14 protein-coding genes are annotated in these 16,009 nt (G+C 36.2%); 3 read left to right on the top strand and 11 right to left on the bottom strand.

The features are described 5' to 3' along the window. Positions 1-88: 88 nt before the first annotated feature. On the top strand, positions 89-286 hold the full coding sequence (locus F6K06_RS23530; protein ID WP_124147423.1) for a hypothetical protein: 198 nt from the start codon (positions 89-91) through the stop codon (positions 284-286). Positions 287-1,320: 1,034 nt separating this feature from the next. Here F6K06_RS23530 and F6K06_RS23525 read toward each other — a convergent pair. The 11 genes from F6K06_RS23525 to eno all read right to left on the bottom strand — a co-directional run bounded on the left by F6K06_RS23525 (position 1,321) and on the right by eno (position 12,079). Continuing rightward, positions 1,321-1,524, bottom strand: a complete 204-nt coding sequence (locus F6K06_RS23525; protein ID WP_124147424.1) for a hypothetical protein — start codon at positions 1,522-1,524, stop codon at positions 1,321-1,323. Next, entirely contained in the window at positions 1,518-2,300 is a 783-nt protein-coding gene (locus F6K06_RS23520; protein WP_124147425.1) for an SDR family NAD(P)-dependent oxidoreductase, read from the bottom strand. The genes F6K06_RS23525 and F6K06_RS23520 overlap by 7 nt, the downstream gene beginning before the upstream one ends. A gap of 164 nt (positions 2,301-2,464) precedes the next feature. Then, entirely contained in the window at positions 2,465-3,202 is a 738-nt protein-coding gene (locus F6K06_RS23515) for a sulfotransferase family protein (protein ID WP_124147426.1), read from the bottom strand. Between the two features lie 60 nt (positions 3,203-3,262). Then, the gene (locus tag F6K06_RS23510) at positions 3,263-4,579 is read right to left on the bottom strand and encodes an NAD(P)-dependent oxidoreductase (RefSeq protein WP_153183512.1); all 1,317 of its coding nucleotides are present in this window, start codon (positions 4,577-4,579) and stop codon (positions 3,263-3,265) included. 257 nt (positions 4,580-4,836) lie between these two features. Continuing rightward, positions 4,837-4,998 (bottom strand): hypothetical protein, encoded by a 162-nt coding sequence (locus F6K06_RS23505; protein ID WP_161565068.1) that lies wholly within the window; start codon positions 4,996-4,998, stop codon positions 4,837-4,839. 23 nt (positions 4,999-5,021) lie between these two features. Beyond that, a complete protein-coding gene (locus tag F6K06_RS23500; protein ID WP_124142745.1) occupies positions 5,022-5,726 on the bottom strand; it encodes a bifunctional 2-polyprenyl-6-hydroxyphenol methylase/3-demethylubiquinol 3-O-methyltransferase UbiG in 705 nt (234 codons plus the stop codon). A gap of 313 nt (positions 5,727-6,039) precedes the next feature. Next, positions 6,040-6,969, bottom strand: coding sequence for an isopenicillin N synthase family oxygenase (locus tag F6K06_RS23495; RefSeq protein ID WP_124142746.1), 930 nt, complete (start codon positions 6,967-6,969; stop codon positions 6,040-6,042). A 412-nt stretch (positions 6,970-7,381) separates the two neighbouring features. Continuing rightward, a complete protein-coding gene (locus tag F6K06_RS23490) occupies positions 7,382-8,062 on the bottom strand; it encodes a class I SAM-dependent methyltransferase (protein WP_287243135.1) in 681 nt (226 codons plus the stop codon). 77 nt (positions 8,063-8,139) lie between these two features. Beyond that, positions 8,140-9,045: an NAD(P)-dependent oxidoreductase gene (locus F6K06_RS23485; RefSeq protein ID WP_124142748.1), complete on the bottom strand. Its 906-nt coding sequence runs from the start codon at positions 9,043-9,045 to the stop codon at positions 8,140-8,142. Between the two features lie 428 nt (positions 9,046-9,473). After that, positions 9,474-10,208, bottom strand: coding sequence for a class I SAM-dependent methyltransferase (locus F6K06_RS23480; protein WP_124142749.1), 735 nt, complete (start codon positions 10,206-10,208; stop codon positions 9,474-9,476). 584 nt (positions 10,209-10,792) lie between these two features. After that, complete coding sequence (gene eno / locus F6K06_RS23475) at positions 10,793-12,079, bottom strand: phosphopyruvate hydratase (RefSeq protein ID WP_124142750.1); 1,287 nt, start codon at positions 12,077-12,079, stop codon at positions 10,793-10,795. Positions 12,080-13,374: 1,295 nt separating this feature from the next. Here eno and F6K06_RS23470 point away from each other — a divergent pair. Both F6K06_RS23470 and F6K06_RS23465 read left to right on the top strand, forming a co-directional pair. Continuing rightward, positions 13,375-13,629, top strand: coding sequence for a hypothetical protein (locus F6K06_RS23470; protein ID WP_205127189.1), 255 nt, complete (start codon positions 13,375-13,377; stop codon positions 13,627-13,629). A gap of 93 nt (positions 13,630-13,722) precedes the next feature. After that, entirely contained in the window at positions 13,723-15,063 is a 1,341-nt protein-coding gene (locus tag F6K06_RS23465; RefSeq protein ID WP_287243133.1) for a transposase, read from the top strand. Positions 15,064-16,009: the final 946 nt, after the last annotated feature.

The raw sequence follows: 16,009 nt of genomic DNA, 5'->3' as shown, positions 1-16,009 counted from the left end.
GTTCAGGACTTAAGATGTACGCTATATGTAGCGTACATCTTAAGTTTAGTTGGTAAAGAAAAAGAAAATACAATTTAAAATAGTGTTAATGGATAGTTTATCTGCTACTCAAATACTGATGGCTGTAATTGATAATCTAGATCAGATTTATTATTGTTCTCTCAAGAGTAATCGTTTAGTCGATGATACTGATGGTGTAAAAAAAATCTCAAAATCTGGGAACATTAAGTTGGATTCAAGGGGAATTATTATCGGGAAAAATTATAAAAATCAAGGGTTTTCCTAGGGATAAAAAAGCGAGTGCGTAATTCTGACTCAAGATAGTCAAATTATTTCGGGGTACTGTTAATAACAGAACAGAATTTATTGTGACTAATGATTTAAATAAATCTGCTATAGATGATAGCGTAGCTCCTCTGAAAGAGGCTGTATAATTTGAGTATCAAACTAGGTGTAAAATTGAGGAGTTTCACAGGGAGTTCAAGCAACTAACTAGACTTGAATGTTGTCAAGGCAGTTCTACACAAATTCAAAAAAATCACATTGCTTGTGCAATACTGCCGAGTGAATCATCTGAAGAATTTAGCATATAATTTAGGAAAAACTATTTATCAAATTAAGAATGGGTTATTATGAAAATATCTCACTTAGGAACTGAAATATCCAACCATAAGAGCTGATTTATAAAGCAAATATTAAGAGATTTAATTCTTTGCAATACAAGGGTTTTAGGAGTTATAGCCCAATAACACCTAAATTCCTGAGAGTTAGATTACATAAAGGTTTTAGCTAAGTTTACAAATCAGCTCTAAAAATGACAGTTATTTAACTTTTTCAAGATTGGGGATTTAGTTAGTAAATTGAGGCTATCTGATTAAAAATCGACTAACATTTCGGTTTCGCTTCGCGACATGAAAAGCGGAGCGAAAGCCTCAGAAATCGCCAAATTTGTTATGCACTATGCCGCATTTTTGCCTGATTCCTGAAATCTTGAGGCGATCGCTAAATTAGTAGGTGCTATATATAATGTCTTTGGGTAAGTCCTGAGGTTATTAAAAAAAATATATAGAACTCTTCATATCAAATCCGTTTAATTCGGTATAAAAAAATGTTCCATCTTCAACTATTACCAAATATTTCTCGATCTCCCCTACTGCCTATCTCCCCTACTCCCCTACTCCCCATCTAATTACACCGATGCTACCGGATTTGATATCATTCCTGGATCATACAGTCAAGTACAGTGGAAGTCGCCCGCAGTGTTATCCATAATGCCAGATTTGATATCACTAGTGCAGGATGGCGGAAATAACTAACCAGTTAAAAAAGGTTCAAAAGCTTGTACAATAACCTTTCTTCCCTTCTGCCTTCTGCCTCGTGCCTTCTGCCTTTTTGCACTAGAAGTTTACCATTATTCATGTAGCAATTAGAGCGATCGCCACAAGGGAAAAACCAATTTCCATCACCTGTTTTCCAACTGACAAATACTTCAACGTTGCTATCAATCCAAATTTTTTTCACCACAGGGAACCTGCTGATATTGTTATATCCTCCATTGTAATACCCAATGCCTCATCACGACAAAGGAAAGCTGCTAGTTTGCCAACTTCTTGTGGTTGTATAATTCTCTTCTGAGGATAGCTATGCTTGATTTCCTCTAAGTATTCAGCAGCAGTTCGACCTTCAATTTTAGCAAGTCGTCCTATCATCCCTTCAGCTAATTTAGTTTCTACCCACCCTGGACTAATTGAGTTACAAGATACTCCATAAGGTGCGCCTTCCAAAGCGACACAGCGAGTCAGTCCAAGAATTGCTGCTTTAGAAGTACAGTAGGCAGCGTGAAGCGGAGCACCTACTGAAGCAGAAGTCGAGGCAATATTAATAATACGACCCCATTTCCGTTTTATCATTCCTGGAAAACATAGCTTAGTAGTGCGATAGATACCGTTGAGGTTAATATCTATAACCTTATACCACTCTTCGTCAGGATGATTGCACATTTCATGCTCATAAGCAATTCCTGCCGCATTGACAAGAATATCAACTTTGTCAAATGCTTTTATTGTAGTATCATAAAAAGCCTGGACTGAGTCAGTTGAGGATACATCCAGATTCATTACTAGAGCTTTAACACCTTGTGACTCAATTTCACTCTGACATGAACTTGTGCTAGCAGAACGAGAACCGACTGCTACATTTGCTCCACTTTCAGCTAAAGCAATAGCAATAGATTTTCCTATGCCAGATGTACCACCTGTTACTATTGCTACGCGATTTTTTAGAAATTTTGCTTGATTCACATTTTTCAAGAATTATAGAAGCCATTTAGTGTTTTTACAAAGGTGCGGTTTTTTGTCAAAGCAGTTAACCCACCCCTAACCCCTCCCAGGAGGGGAAGTCAGGAGATAGACAAATAAAATATAGTTGTATCTTTCCAGCATTTCGCAGGAAATGCTTAAAATTGTTATTCAATCTGCAAGCGATTTTCGTAGAGTTTTTGGTAGTAAGGTAAACAAAATTCATAGGCTTGCTTTAGATGTTCGCTATCTTCTATTTTGGCATAATCTTTCTTTTCCCTTTCTTTAAATCCTTGACTAGATAACACATAATTATGCCACCCCCCTTCCCATTGATTGATTTCTGGTTGAGGTTTAGATTTCCATTCTAGAGCTTCTTCAATAAATGGTATACCTATAGCATTACAATAGGCTTTAACAGTTGCTTGAGGTTTTTTAACTAAATCATCTGAATCAATTACTACTGGTATTTTTCCAGTAATTTCTTTAGCCATTTCAAACAGCTTATCAAGTTGAGCATATCCAGTTTCTTCTAAGGTAAAATCAGACCAATTTTTAAAGAGAGATGGCAACATTTTTTCTGGATGTCTAATCAGAAAACTATTATTAAAATTAGACAAAAACTCTTGATTAGCTACAGGTGCAACCTGGTAACTCATATCTTTAATAAAAACTGGCTGCTTTTCATTTTCTTGCTTTAATCTTTCCAAAATACAACTAAAATTGTATTGGGGATCTGGTTCTATATCTGGATAACGAGTAGTATTACAACGTTCTTCAGAGTAGTAAAAAGATTTTCCAAAAGGTTCGTCATCTACGAAAAAATCTCCTCTTTCCCGCATCATACGCTCAAATGCAGTGGAAGTTGAGCGTGGTACTGCCCACAAAGCTAATATTTTTTTCATTTTTTAATATCCTGCTTAGTTTACTTTAGTTTAAAATCTCTTAATTTTGTTTTGCTTATCTCATTCTTCTAACACAGCAATTATCTTATTAATTGTGGGAATATTGACTTTTTGATCGAAGTTATAGTCTTTAAATTTGGCAACTATTCTATCATTAGGTTGATAGGAATTTTCATTGTCAGACACCCAACTACTTCCACAACCCCAGCGAATAACTTTAACTAATAAGTCTTGACTTAATCCTATCTTTTGACCTAATTTATAAGACTCCTGTAAAATAAGGTAATTGATATATGCCATTAACTCTGTTAGAGTTTGAGCAATTTCTTCTAAGGGTTCTTGTAATTTCTGCTGAGGTCTATCATAGTTGAATTGATAGGGATGAGGTTTTATCCGACCAAAATCATCTTTAACAAACTCATTAGAATAAACATAGTTCCGATTTAAACCATAGGGGGAAGGTGCTGTAAATCCTGGTATTCTCAAATCAATGTTATTCTCATCTTCAACTAATTTAGTTACAATGATATAATTTTCAGAAAATTTATATGTCTTTCCAGCTTGCCGATATCTAGCCTCAATAATTTTTCCCAAAGGTAAAGGAACATTGAATTCTTCAGCTAATTTCACAGTTAAATCACTATCCTTAGCTGCAATTTCTAAACTACAGGAATTGTCGTAACTGCCATCAAAGATAAATGGAGATATTTGTTCTGCTGCAAAACTATTAGCTTGGGATGCTTTCATAAACTGCCACATCCAATCTAAGGGAATACCACAGGTTTTAGCAATGATCAGCACTTCCCCCAAAACAACTATAGCAGTATAACACAGTAAATTAGTCAAGAGCTTAACAGCTTGTGCTTCGCCAATTTGATTCATAACGAAGAAGGATATTTTGCCTACACCATTCAAAACTTCCTTACTAATGTCAAACCCCTCTCGATCTCCACTAACATAAAAACTCATATTACCAAAATCTACCCCCATGTGGGATAAATTACTCACAGGAGCTTCTAGACTATAAACACCTTTTTTCTTAGCTTCCCCAGCAATATACTTGGTATTATGATAATCTGTGGTTGAAAAATCAATCCAAGTCGATCCAGTTTTCATTCCATTCAAAGCCCCATTTTCCCCTAATATATTTTCTGTAACATGATGGGGTAAAGGTAGATTAGTGATCACAATATCAGCATTCTGAGCCACTTCTTGGGGACTATTACACCAAACTGCTCCAGCTTCAATTACTGTTTTAGCTGCTTCTGGATATTTATCATAAACTTGCACAGGATACCCTAATTCTAAGAGTTTAAAAATCATAGGTCGTCCCATATGACCTGTTCCAATATAAGCAACTGTAGCTTTGTTTTTCATCTCAAATTTTTTCTCACTTACTTTAAGATTATTTGTTAAATAAGTCAATTCATTTTTCGGCTTTACGCTCAATCTCAGAAAGGTAGTTTTCAACAATTAATAATTAATAATTACCTCTCCTTGAAAAGAAGAGGATTGACTAATCATGAAAATTTTTCTTCTCTTGGTCGATTGGATATGGCGAGGATATCCGTTCTTGCAGACCCGCTCCGCTAAAGCCATCCCACCCTACGGGAAGCTGCACTAACGACCGCTTATTATCCCCTTAAAAGGGGAGGCGCATACCCACAATTTTTCGGTAAAACAGAAGAAGCAACTAATTTAATTAAGACTTTTCCCGGTTGAGGAATGGGTTTTGGTAATTGGGCATATTCCAGTTTTTCCATTTCTCCATACCCTTTTAGAATAACAGCTTTCATTAATTGTCTCATAGTTACTATAATTATTTGTAGCTGACTAAAAACTTGCTATCAATAATCTGATATCCTTGATTAAATCCAGCATCAATCAGCGCTTGAGTTGTCTTTCCTCCATCAAAAAAATAAAAACGGCAAAATTGCTCGCTGAGAATTTCCCCATTAGCTTGAGAAAACACATACCATTTATCAAGATAATTTCCCTCCTTCTTGATTTTCTGCTCATAAAAAATCTCATCTTTAATTTCCTTTTTATAGCTGGTATGACCTCCCTGAATTCCCAATGCTAATAATCCACCCTCGTCTAACTGACTGTGTAACTTTGCCAGCAACTGCTGATTTTTTTCTGGATCGATTATGTGGCTAGAAATTCTATATTCTCCATCTTCTTCCAATATACAAATAACACCTCCAGTTGAAACTATAGCTTCAAACTTTTCCTCAGTTTCAAATTCCGTAATATCTTGACAAATCAACCTAACATTTAAATTTGCTAATCTATTCTTAGCAATTTCTAACATTCGGGGAGAAAAATCAACGCCAACAATGTTATAGTTTGCCAAATAAAGCATTTTTTCAGTCAGTAATCCAGTTCCTACACCAATATCTAAAACTTTTCTTCTAGCACCAAGTAAGTTGTACAAAATATTGCTAAGGGAATCATAGTTAAAGTATCCACTTGTTAATAGGTTGTCATAGTAATTGGCTATCCCAATGTACTCATTAATCATTCATTTATTCTCATTAATTATTCCTCTGCTGATTAAATATCAAAGCATTTACAGATCAAGGTAAGTGCCTTTTTAGATATTGAAAAAGTGCCTATTTTTCAGCTATTCATGCTCAAAAAGTTAGCATTTTGGGGAAGAGTAGGGCAAAAAAATTACTGCCCCTACTCCTTAAAAAGAACTTTTTCAGCAAACCATAATTATTTTGAAGGTAATCCAATTTATAGTAGGTAATGAAATATTTTACACTACTCAAACAGGATTGCTATATTAAAGCTTAATTGGTGGAAACTCAATAATTTTTATCTATCTATAATTAAACTAATTCTTTCGCCCTACCTGCCCCTTCATGGGTTTCCCAAATTGACACAAAATTCTTCAACATTACTTCTTTAGAACTAATTTTTTCAGTAGTACCAAATGGTTCAATTATTGCATCAATATTAGGATAAACAAAGAAGGGAATTGATATTCTAGTTGCATCAGAATTACTATGAAATACTTCATGGGGCGTACTGACAAATAAACCTTTTGTCCACATTTGCAACAGGTCCCCTAAATTAATCACAAAAGCGTCTTCTACGCAGGGAGCATCTATCCATTCTTCTTTAGTATGAACTCTCAAAGAAGGCTGGGGAAAATATTCTTGAATTAAAACTGTAAATATGCCATTATCAGTGTGTTTTCCTGCTTTTCCCATCCCCGCAGGATAATAAATCGTGCGCTGGATTAATGTCGGTTCTGTAAAATATCGATCGAAGAAATTTGCTTCTAATCCTAAAGCTAAGGCGAATCCTTTTAATAATTTAGGAGTTACCTTTGTCATTATTTCTTTTTGTAGCTGATAATGAGAACTAGCAAAACCTGGAGCTACACTATCATCAGGTATAACTGTCGGACCGGTAAAAGGTTCCTCAGATAGAGGTCTTTCTATACCTAAATCGAAAACTTGTTTGGGGTCAAACCCAATTTCTTTATTCAGAAATTCTCCATACAAAGGAACGTAACCCCTGCAAGTTTTGGGATAAACTTTTTGGATATCTTGACGGTAGTTTAATTTAACATCTTCAGGTAGTTCAAAAAAATTCCGGGATGCCTCAATAGTTCGATTGATTATTTCTGAGGAAACTCCATGTTCTTTAAGATAGAAAAAACCATGTTCGTAGCAAACATCGTACAATTTTTTGATTTCTTGAGGGCTAGCTTTTTCTAATTCTGATAAGGAGATAATTGGCAGACTTTTCATAGAATCAATTTTATTTACCTATATAGTTCAATTTTACGTCTGAATTGCCACAATAAAAACCATAGAGTTAGCTAATTTTTGCTTTCCTCTATTGCTAGAAAATAGCTAAGGTTTTGGTAAAACCTAGGGAGTTGATTCTATCAGGTTTCCTGTTTGACTCTTTTGCCCTATTATGGAAGTAATAAGGGCTATCTTAAAAGTACTAAGACTAATTCAAAAACAGTACCCGAGCGAAACTTTTAACAAGCTCCTGTTCATAGAGAGAAACAGGAGTAGTGCTGCATAACTTTTCGGGGTGGAAAAATTATCAGAATCAACATCCTAGGTAAAACTGGCTGCACGTGATCGCTAAAGCTATGTAGTTAGCTTTTTCTTGGGTAGCTTTCACTCTTCGCTCACAGCAGCTTGTCAATTAACAAACTGCAAAAGCCCAATAATGCGCCCCTTCTTCGGAAATATATGGACTATCTTTAACATGGTTGACCAATGTAACTTTACCTTCTTGTTGGTAGCGGTCGCAAACTTCTTGGAAGTTAGTGCTATCATAATAGCTCTTGCGAGTACTTACTACTATCCATCCTCCTGGTTTGGTAATGCGGATTAGTTCTGACAAAGCAGTTGGTGGTACATGACCTAAAGTGAACACGCCACAACAAACTGTCGCATCATATTGGTTGTTCTCATAAGCTTCATTTTTTTTCGTGAGGTCAATTCCACTTTCCAGAAAATTATAAACACCTGTCGAGCGAGCTTGTTCTACCATTCTTTCAGACAAATCAGATCCATCTATATTCTGATAACCTTTTTGCTTGAGGACAATACCTACTAAACCAGTTCCACACCCTGCATCAAGGATTTCAATATTGCGATTACTGGTGTCTATTGCTTTCAACCCATCATCGCTCTTTAGACTTCCTAAGAAATTCACGATGTACTCAGGACCTGTATACTCTTCGTTAGATACATCATTATTGTATGCTACTGCCCATTTATCATAATATTCTTGTATCTTTTCAGGATTACCAGACAAAGTATGGGCTTCTTTAATTGCGTCAAAACTATCGTTAGTTTTTGCTGTTACTGCTTGATTCATAATTTTTAATGGCTGAAAACTACTTTTTTTAGAACCTTTGTTGACTATAATACTATTTCTTCAGAGTTTACTCTAACTTAATTACCATGATTTTGGTCAGTTTGCAAAGATATTCCTACCATATCTTCTAGTAATTTCACTACGGACATTTCTCCCTGGTCTTGACCATATTTTGCCTGGGCAGCATGGAAAATATTCCTTGCTTGATTTCCCATCATTAAAGGTACATTTGATTTCTGAGCGAGTTCATCAATAAGCCGTAGATCTTTAACGCACAATTTGATAGTAAAAGACGGATCGTAATGTCCTGCAAAAATAGAGGAAATATCATGATGTGCCACCCAACTACTACCCGCACTAGATTTAATCATTTCTGCTAAATTAGTTAGGGGAATGCCAGCTTTTGCTCCAAGAACAAGTGCTTCTCCAATTGCACAAGCATTGATAAACCAGAGCATATTAGTAATTAGCTTAGTTATATTTCCTGTCCCTAAATCTCCTGCATAAAATATTTTTTCTGCCATAGGTTCAAGGATAGGTTTTGCTTGTTCAAATACCTCTAACTCACCACCTGCAAAAAATATTAATTCTCCCCTTTCTGCCCCATCTACTGCATTGGTTACCGGTGCTTCTAGCACTTTTATTCCTGCGGAAATAACTTTTCGAGCTATTTCTTGGAATAAGGTGGGAGAATTAGTTGTGCAATCAATCCAGATGGAACCGGGACTAAAACTTTTCAAGATACCTTTTTTTCCTAGCACAACACTTTCTACTGCTGCAGGATTAGGTAACATGGTAATAACGGTATCTGTTTGACTAGCAACTATTTCTGGGGATTCTGCCCACTTTGCCCCTTTTTCAAGGAGGTTTTTTGCCGCCTCTTGACGTAAATCATGGACAACTACAGGAAAACCCGCTTCAAGTAAGTTTCGCGCCATGGGATTTCCCATGTTGCCAACACCGATAAAACCTATCTTATTCATGCTTTATTTATTTAATTTAATGACAAAAAAATCAGGTATCAAGCCTCCCATTTCCAGGCAGGGTCAATTTACTCTAACTAGATAAAAATTTTATCCTTTGAAATCTCCTGCATCTTGCTAGAATTAGTTAACCAAAAATATAGGGTTGTAAATATTGTCTGATGACAAAGAATTAGCCCTGCCCTTTCAAGGGGATAAAAAAATCAACTTCAGTATTTCAAACCTTCTACTAAAGTAGGAGAGGAGGTACTAATAACTGAAATGATACGATGTGCAACAAAGCCGGGAAAAATTACTGTTTCTGAGTCTTTAGATCAAAGTCTTTTGATCTAAAGTTACTATTATCTTCTTGATTGGAAAAAGTTGCACATGACGTTTTAATTTCTTAATTTTCTAACTTTTAACTTTTAGTTTGACTAAAATCAGGATTACCTAATTTTCTGATAGACATGATATTGCTTGCAGGAAGTTATATTTTGAAATTTAAAACCACATTCATCCAATAAGAGTTGAGCCATAGTTTCTGGTAGAAGTTGATAAGTACAAGTTTGCTTTGCTAAGACAACTTGATCCTGAGAAAATATATAGTGTTTATCAAATTTATCATGGGGAATTGGTAAGATTTTTTGACTGTAAGTTATCCCATTAGATAGAGTTTCTTCATAATCTTTGTGAACACCTTGAACACTAAAAATTAAGTATCCTGCATCGTTTAAATGATTTGCCACATTCTGGAAACTTTTAATAATATTTTCTACTTTTGGCAAATGGCTACAAAAGGTATATTCTGTTTGGCCGTCGTCGATAAAATACCAAATTCCTCCATTAGAAAAAGCTGCATCAAACTTCCTTTCTAAATCCATAGTTAATACATTTTTATGGTGTAAAGCCACGTTTTCACCAAGGCGCTGTCGTGCTTTCACCAACATACTTTCAGTGAAATCGATTCCTAAAAAATCAATTTCAGGTAATTTTTTGATTAATTTTTCCGCAACTAATCCTGTACCAACTCCTAATTCCAAAACAGAGTCACTTGATTTAAGAATTTCTGCTAGGGCATCTGTTTGAGTGTCGTAATCATAATAACCTGCGGTCATCAAAAGATCGTAATATTTTGTAATGCCAGTATATTGATTGATTTGTTGTTTCAATATTTTTTTCATTAGTTTTTTAGTTTCATTAACATGACCTAGACAAAACAGTGCCAGACAATAAGCTTAAATTATAAACAGGCAGAACCCTCGACGTTAAAAAGGTATATAACCCTAATTACCGTGCAAATAGTTAAAAAGTTTTTAAATGCCTTCTCTAAAACTCTTTAAGCCTCTTGAAGAGGGCATTTAGACACTTCATAATACTATTGAATAAAACTTTAGTTTTATCTATCATCAAAAATCTTTCTTGCTAGAGTTACAAGAAAGTCCTACAGAACCCATTTGATATGTTCTTGCCTAATCATTAGCCTACAGTTTCTTGGTTTAATCATTTTATTGGCATAATATATTTCCATTCAACCTACCTAGTCCGAAATTGCTCAATATACTAGCTACTTCAGAAGCTAAATTTAGCTCAAAAAGTATAGCAAATCGGTTGTATATATTCAAGATTAGTTGAGAAACTGACCACAAGTCAACACTTAAATTTTGGCTTAATCCCTGAGAAATGGGAAGAAACTCAAAAATTACACTTGTTGAGTTTCTTCCCCTAATATTTTTGGTATTATCGCTCAGTTTTTGCTAGTTTTCGGCTAACTTCTTCCTTTTGGTCCTAAACCTACTGCACCTGCATAAACTGCGCGATCACCCAATTCATCTTCAATCCGCAACAATCGATTATATTTGGCCACCCGTTCACTACGACAGAGAGAACCAGTTTTAATCTGACCTGCCCGTGTTCCTACGGCTAAATCAGCAATAGTTGTATCTTCTGTTTCTCCCGAGCGGTGACTGATAACTGAACGGAAACCATTACGAGTGGCTAAGTCAATAGTTTCTAGAGTTTCAGTCAGGGAACCGATCTGGTTAAGTTTAATTAAAATTGAGTTACCAGCACCCATATCAATGCCTTTTTGTAAACGAGAAGGGTTGGTAACAAATAAGTCATCTCCCACTAATTGAATTTTGCTACTTAATTTTTGGGTGAGCTGTACCCAACTGTCCCAGTCGTCTTCATGTAGGCCATCTTCTATGGAGACAATGGGATATCGATCTACTAAACTAGCTAAATAATCAATCAATTCAGTGGGAGAATGAGTTGCGCCGTCGTAAATATAGTTACCATCTTTGTAAAATTCGCTAGCTGCTACATCTAGGGCAAGAGCTACTTGTTTTCCTGGTTTGTAACCAGCTTTCTCAATCGCTGCAATTAATATATCTAATGCTTCTTGGTTTGAACCTAAGTTGGGAGCATAACCACCTTCGTCTCCTACTCCACCTAGTAAACCTTTGTCTTTGAGAACTCCACTTAGGGTAGCGAAGACTTCTGCACCCCAGCGCAATGCCTCTTTAAATGAAGGTGCGCCCACAGGTACGATCATAAATTCTTGAATGTCTACGTTATTCGCAGCGTGAGCACCGCCGTTAATGACGTTCATTAGGGGTACTGGAAGCAGACTTGCTTGTGGGCCACCTAAATAGCGATACAATGGCATACCAACAGAGTTAGCTGCCGCTTTAGCTGTTGCTAGGGAGACCGCAAGGATAGCATTTGCTCCTAGGTTGCTTTTGTTAGGGGAAGCGTCTATTTCGATCATTTTGCTGTCAACTAAGGTTTGGTTGAGAGCATTAATTTTGACTAGGGTGGGGGTAATTTGTTCTTCTACGTTTTTGACTGCTGTGAGTACCCCTTTGCCACCGTAGCGTCCCTGATCTCCATCCCGAAGTTCATGAGCTTCAAAGCTACCTGTAGATGCACCACTAGGCACTTGGGCCAGTCCAACTATACCGTTGCCTAGGTGGACTTCCGCTTCAATTGTTGGACGACCACGGGAGTCAAGAATTTCTCTGGCGTGGATTGATTCAATACCTGTCTCCATATTTTTTCTTCCTTATTCTGTCAAGTTTGATGGTATTGGCTAAATACTAATTACGGGTTTCTTACGCTATGGGGAGTCGTCTTTGTCAACCCAAATTAGCAAAATTTAGCATTTCCACTGACAGAATAGAAGGTTAATCCGGCTTTTGAGCTAGATATCAAAAATGTTTAATAATTTTATCAATTCTCTTTCTATACCACTAATTTTACCTAAATATGTAATTTCATATATTTTTTTAATAATTTTTTAAAATATATTTAATCTCAATATTTCTATTCGTACTCATATCAAAATGATGAGTTTTAGTTGAATATTAATGATGAGTTAATTTTTCAAAATATACTTTTTTTGACTATAAAAAATTGATTTAATGGTTTTATATATGCTATTTTTATTGGGATAAATAACTCTATAAATTTATAAAATTTTTACTTTAAATTAAGGACAATATACGTATTTTAATCTTTTTTTTTGCTAAAAAAAACTTGATTTGCTTTAGGTAGTATACTTTTTATAAGGATAGGAAAAATAGGATAGCTGTTGGTTTTGCCAGGTAAATAGGGCAAAAGGTAGTAAGGTAGTAAAGATTAAGACGAGGCATGAAAAACTACTTTTTGATCGGCAGATTTGGTATCAGGAAGATTTAACCTCTTTTTGAATCAAAAAATAAAATTGTAAAAACTTAATACCAAGTTAATATGAAGTTGCATAGAATAATATTTTAATCAGAGTGAAATGTAGATCGAGACAGACAAGTTAATAAATTTCATAATTCTGTGGAGTCTCACATAATATTGGTATAACACCTAACAGCTAATACCTAACACCTAATTCTGTAGAGTCTCACATAATATTGGTATAACGGCAGAAAAAAAATTAGTAGTCATGAATAGAGTTACTTATAGAAATATCAAAAGTTATACCAAATTCAAAAAAGTATGGTCATAGTCTAGAAGAAGGGAACAAGGACTAGGTAACGTGCATCTCGGAACAGAGTTCTATCACTAATTATCCGGACTTGATATAAGTAAAGAGATTTGCGCTCCTGTTAATTCTTAGCTCCTGACTCCTCCTTTTGCAAAAGCCACTATAAAAAGGTAGTCCTGCATAGTAGTGGTAAGATAATTTAAGGATAAAATCAAAAGTTTTTTGTATCTACTCAATATGATGGGGTAGGCAATTATGATAGCTGCCAAGACCAAAAATCGCGCTCGAGAAGATCGGCTAAATCACAAAAAAGAATAAAGGATCAAGAATAATAACAGGAGAATCAAGTTGGTTATAGAAGATGAAATATGAGACAAAATAATGACAGCAAAAAATTAGTAGAGCAAGTCCTGCAAACAATTAACCCGACCGAAATTGCAGACAAATCCTTGTCTCAAACAGTAGAGGTATTACTGAACCTGATAGAGCAATTACAGACACAACTCAAAGAATTACAAACAGAAAACCAACGTTTAAAAGACGAAAATAACCGTCTTCAGGGAGAACAACAACAGCCCAAAATCAAAGCCAAAAAACCAAGAGGATTTTCCCAGAACTACTGATCACAAAAAGAACGAAAGCCACCTCAAAACCATTCAAAGGGCAGTAAAAAATCTCAGCTCAAAATAGATAGGGAAGAAATACTAGAGTACCCTATGGAATTACTACCCATTGATGCAGAGTTTAAAGGTTACGAAGAAGTAATCATTCAAGATATTACCTTGGGAACCGATCATGTATTATTCCTGAAACAGAAATACTACTCACACTCTACGCGAAAAACTCCCAAGGCAGAATTACCATCAGGTGATGAAGGAGAATTTGGCCCAGGAATTAAAAGCTTAATCATTAGTTTGTACTATGGGGGAAATATGACCCAAGGCAAACTATTAGAGTTTCTAGAGGACATGGGCATTTCCATGTCAGCCGGGCATTTGTCCAATCTGTTAATCAAAAACCAGTCTGGTTTTGAGACAGAAAAAAGTGAAATCTATGAAGCCGGACTATTAAGTAGTCCCTGGCAGCACTTTGACCAAACAGGAGCCCCTGTGGGAGGGGTTAACTATACTACGAATGTAGTGTGTAACCCTCTTGATACGGTCTACTTTACTACTGCCAAAAAAGATAGATTAAGTGTACTTCAAGGTTTACTTGACCGACGAGAATTAGAGTTTATTATCAATCAAGAGACTTTTTCACTGTTGGAGACCTTACATATACCAGATAAATGGAAGAAGTCTCTGGAATTGTTGCCCCAAGAAACTGTATTGAATTCCATAGAGTTTAATGGGCTACTAGATAGAGATTTACCATTATTAGGGCCACAAATGCGTCAACGTATTAAAGACGCAGCAGCAATCGCTTTTGATCATCAGCAAACTGACTGGCCAGTTATAAAAACTCTCCTCTGTGATGATGCACCGACCTTCAAGTTACTAACCGATAATTTAGCTTTGTGTTGGGTACATGAGGGACGAGATTATAAAAAGTTAACTCCCAAGGTTAATGATCATCAACAACTCCTGGAACAATTCTTGGATGATTTTTGGGATTACTATCGAGAGTTACTTGCTTATAGAGATGCTCTCACAATTTCAACTGCCCATAGATTACGCTCTGAATTTTCTCGACTTTTCGACACTCAGAGTGGTGATCAGCAGTTGGATGAACGAAAACGATTAACTGCGACCAAGATTTCGGAGTTGCTGTTGGTGTTAGACCATCCGGAATTGCCGTTGCATAATAACCCGGCAGAGTTAGCTGCTAGGACTATGGTGAGGAGACGCCATATCAGTTATGGAACTCAGACGACTGAGGGGACTGCATCTTGGGATACTTTTATGTCCCTTGTTGCTACTACTCGCAAGCTGGGATTGAGCTTTTTTGAATATGTACGCGATCGCATTTCTCAGACCAGAAATATTCCCTCTCTGGCAACTATTATTGACGATCGCTCTTCTATTAATTCCCTTGGCTGGTCTTGGCAGCTATCATAATTGCCTACCCCATCATATTGAGTGGATACAGTTTTTTGATAGTTAGATAATATTGCTAAGGCTTGGGAAAAAACTTATTGTTCCTCGGAAGTGATAGAATCGTTATGGTTAACTTTATTAATAATCTAACATCGCAAACGGTTGATCTTCGGAGCTTCTCTTAGGGTGGGATGGCGTTAGCGCTTGCGATAGCATTCCGCTAGGAAAGCGGCTCTGTCAAGAGCGGACCTCCTCGTCATATCTAATTGACCAACAGAGCAGTCAGATCCCGCATCGGTGGCAGATGCAAGGGAATGCTGACCAAGAGAGGGAATGCGCACCAAGCAGGTTAAAAAATATTCCCCACCTCCTTATATTCCCACATCCCCATCTCTTTTTAAATAGATCTCAAATGGGTTCTATAGTAATTATTTTGGTCAAAAAACAGCAGTGGAAGCATCTTGCTCCCTTATAGTGCCACGCGCAAGTCAGATAGGGGAACAGTGGAATTGGTGAGGTACAGAAGTAATTGACTGAGGAGAGAGCATTTATAAATTTCCTAACCTTTGCCTTTACTACTTTACCGAAAAAATGGGTTTAAAGCCTCCCCTAAAAGGGGGACTTTCTCTGCATCAATATTTTTTTCAAATAATTGTTTGATCTGGGAAAATGTGTGATCAAATAATAGTATAAAAGCAAAAAGATAACAATCTTAGTAAGAGAGGCCAAGTTATTAAACGGGACATCAAATCAATATAAATCCTTGGATGAAGCTATCAGAACAGCACAGTTTATTAGAAATAAAGCTGTCAGATATTGGATAGACAACCAAGGAGTAGATATAGCAATGAGCGCTGGCACGCTTTACATACTACTAATGTCTTAACATGTAGTATTAAGTTCTGCTACATGACCGATATTTTTGATATGCGATCGCAACTCAGTTCCTCTGTCGTGAGCCAAATAT

This window comes from Okeania sp. SIO1H4 (genome assembly GCF_010672695.1).
GTDB classification, from domain to species: domain Bacteria; phylum Cyanobacteriota; class Cyanobacteriia; order Cyanobacteriales; family Microcoleaceae; genus Okeania; species Okeania hirsuta.
The sequence above is the reverse complement of the archived record's forward strand: the minus strand, read 5'-3'. Positions and strand labels throughout refer to the sequence as shown.

Bases quoted from the DNA above. Each gene is read 5' to 3' on its own strand.
- F6K06_RS23465 (WP_287243133.1), top strand. From the start codon at position 13,723: ATGGAATTACTACCCATTGATGCAGAGTTTAAAGGTTACGAAGAAGTA.
- F6K06_RS23500 (WP_124142745.1), bottom strand. From the start codon at position 5,726: ATGATTAATGAGTACATTGGGATAGCCAATTACTATGACAACCTATTA.
- F6K06_RS23470 (WP_205127189.1), top strand. From the start codon at position 13,375: ATGAGACAAAATAATGACAGCAAAAAATTAGTAGAGCAAGTCCTGCAA.
- F6K06_RS23530 (WP_124147423.1), top strand. From the start codon at position 89: ATGGATAGTTTATCTGCTACTCAAATACTGATGGCTGTAATTGATAAT.
- F6K06_RS23490 (WP_287243135.1), bottom strand. From the start codon at position 8,062: ATGAATCAAGCAGTAACAGCAAAAACTAACGATAGTTTTGACGCAATT.
- F6K06_RS23485 (WP_124142748.1), bottom strand. From the start codon at position 9,045: ATGAATAAGATAGGTTTTATCGGTGTTGGCAACATGGGAAATCCCATG.
- F6K06_RS23510 (WP_153183512.1), bottom strand. From the start codon at position 4,579: ATGAAAAACAAAGCTACAGTTGCTTATATTGGAACAGGTCATATGGGA.
- F6K06_RS23515 (WP_124147426.1), bottom strand. From the start codon at position 3,202: ATGAAAAAAATATTAGCTTTGTGGGCAGTACCACGCTCAACTTCCACT.
- F6K06_RS23480 (WP_124142749.1), bottom strand. From the start codon at position 10,208: ATGAAAAAAATATTGAAACAACAAATCAATCAATATACTGGCATTACA.
- F6K06_RS23495 (WP_124142746.1), bottom strand. From the start codon at position 6,969: ATGAAAAGTCTGCCAATTATCTCCTTATCAGAATTAGAAAAAGCTAGC.
- F6K06_RS23505 (WP_161565068.1), bottom strand. From the start codon at position 4,998: ATGAAAGCTGTTATTCTAAAAGGGTATGGAGAAATGGAAAAACTGGAA.
- eno (WP_124142750.1), bottom strand. From the start codon at position 12,079: ATGGAGACAGGTATTGAATCAATCCACGCCAGAGAAATTCTTGACTCC.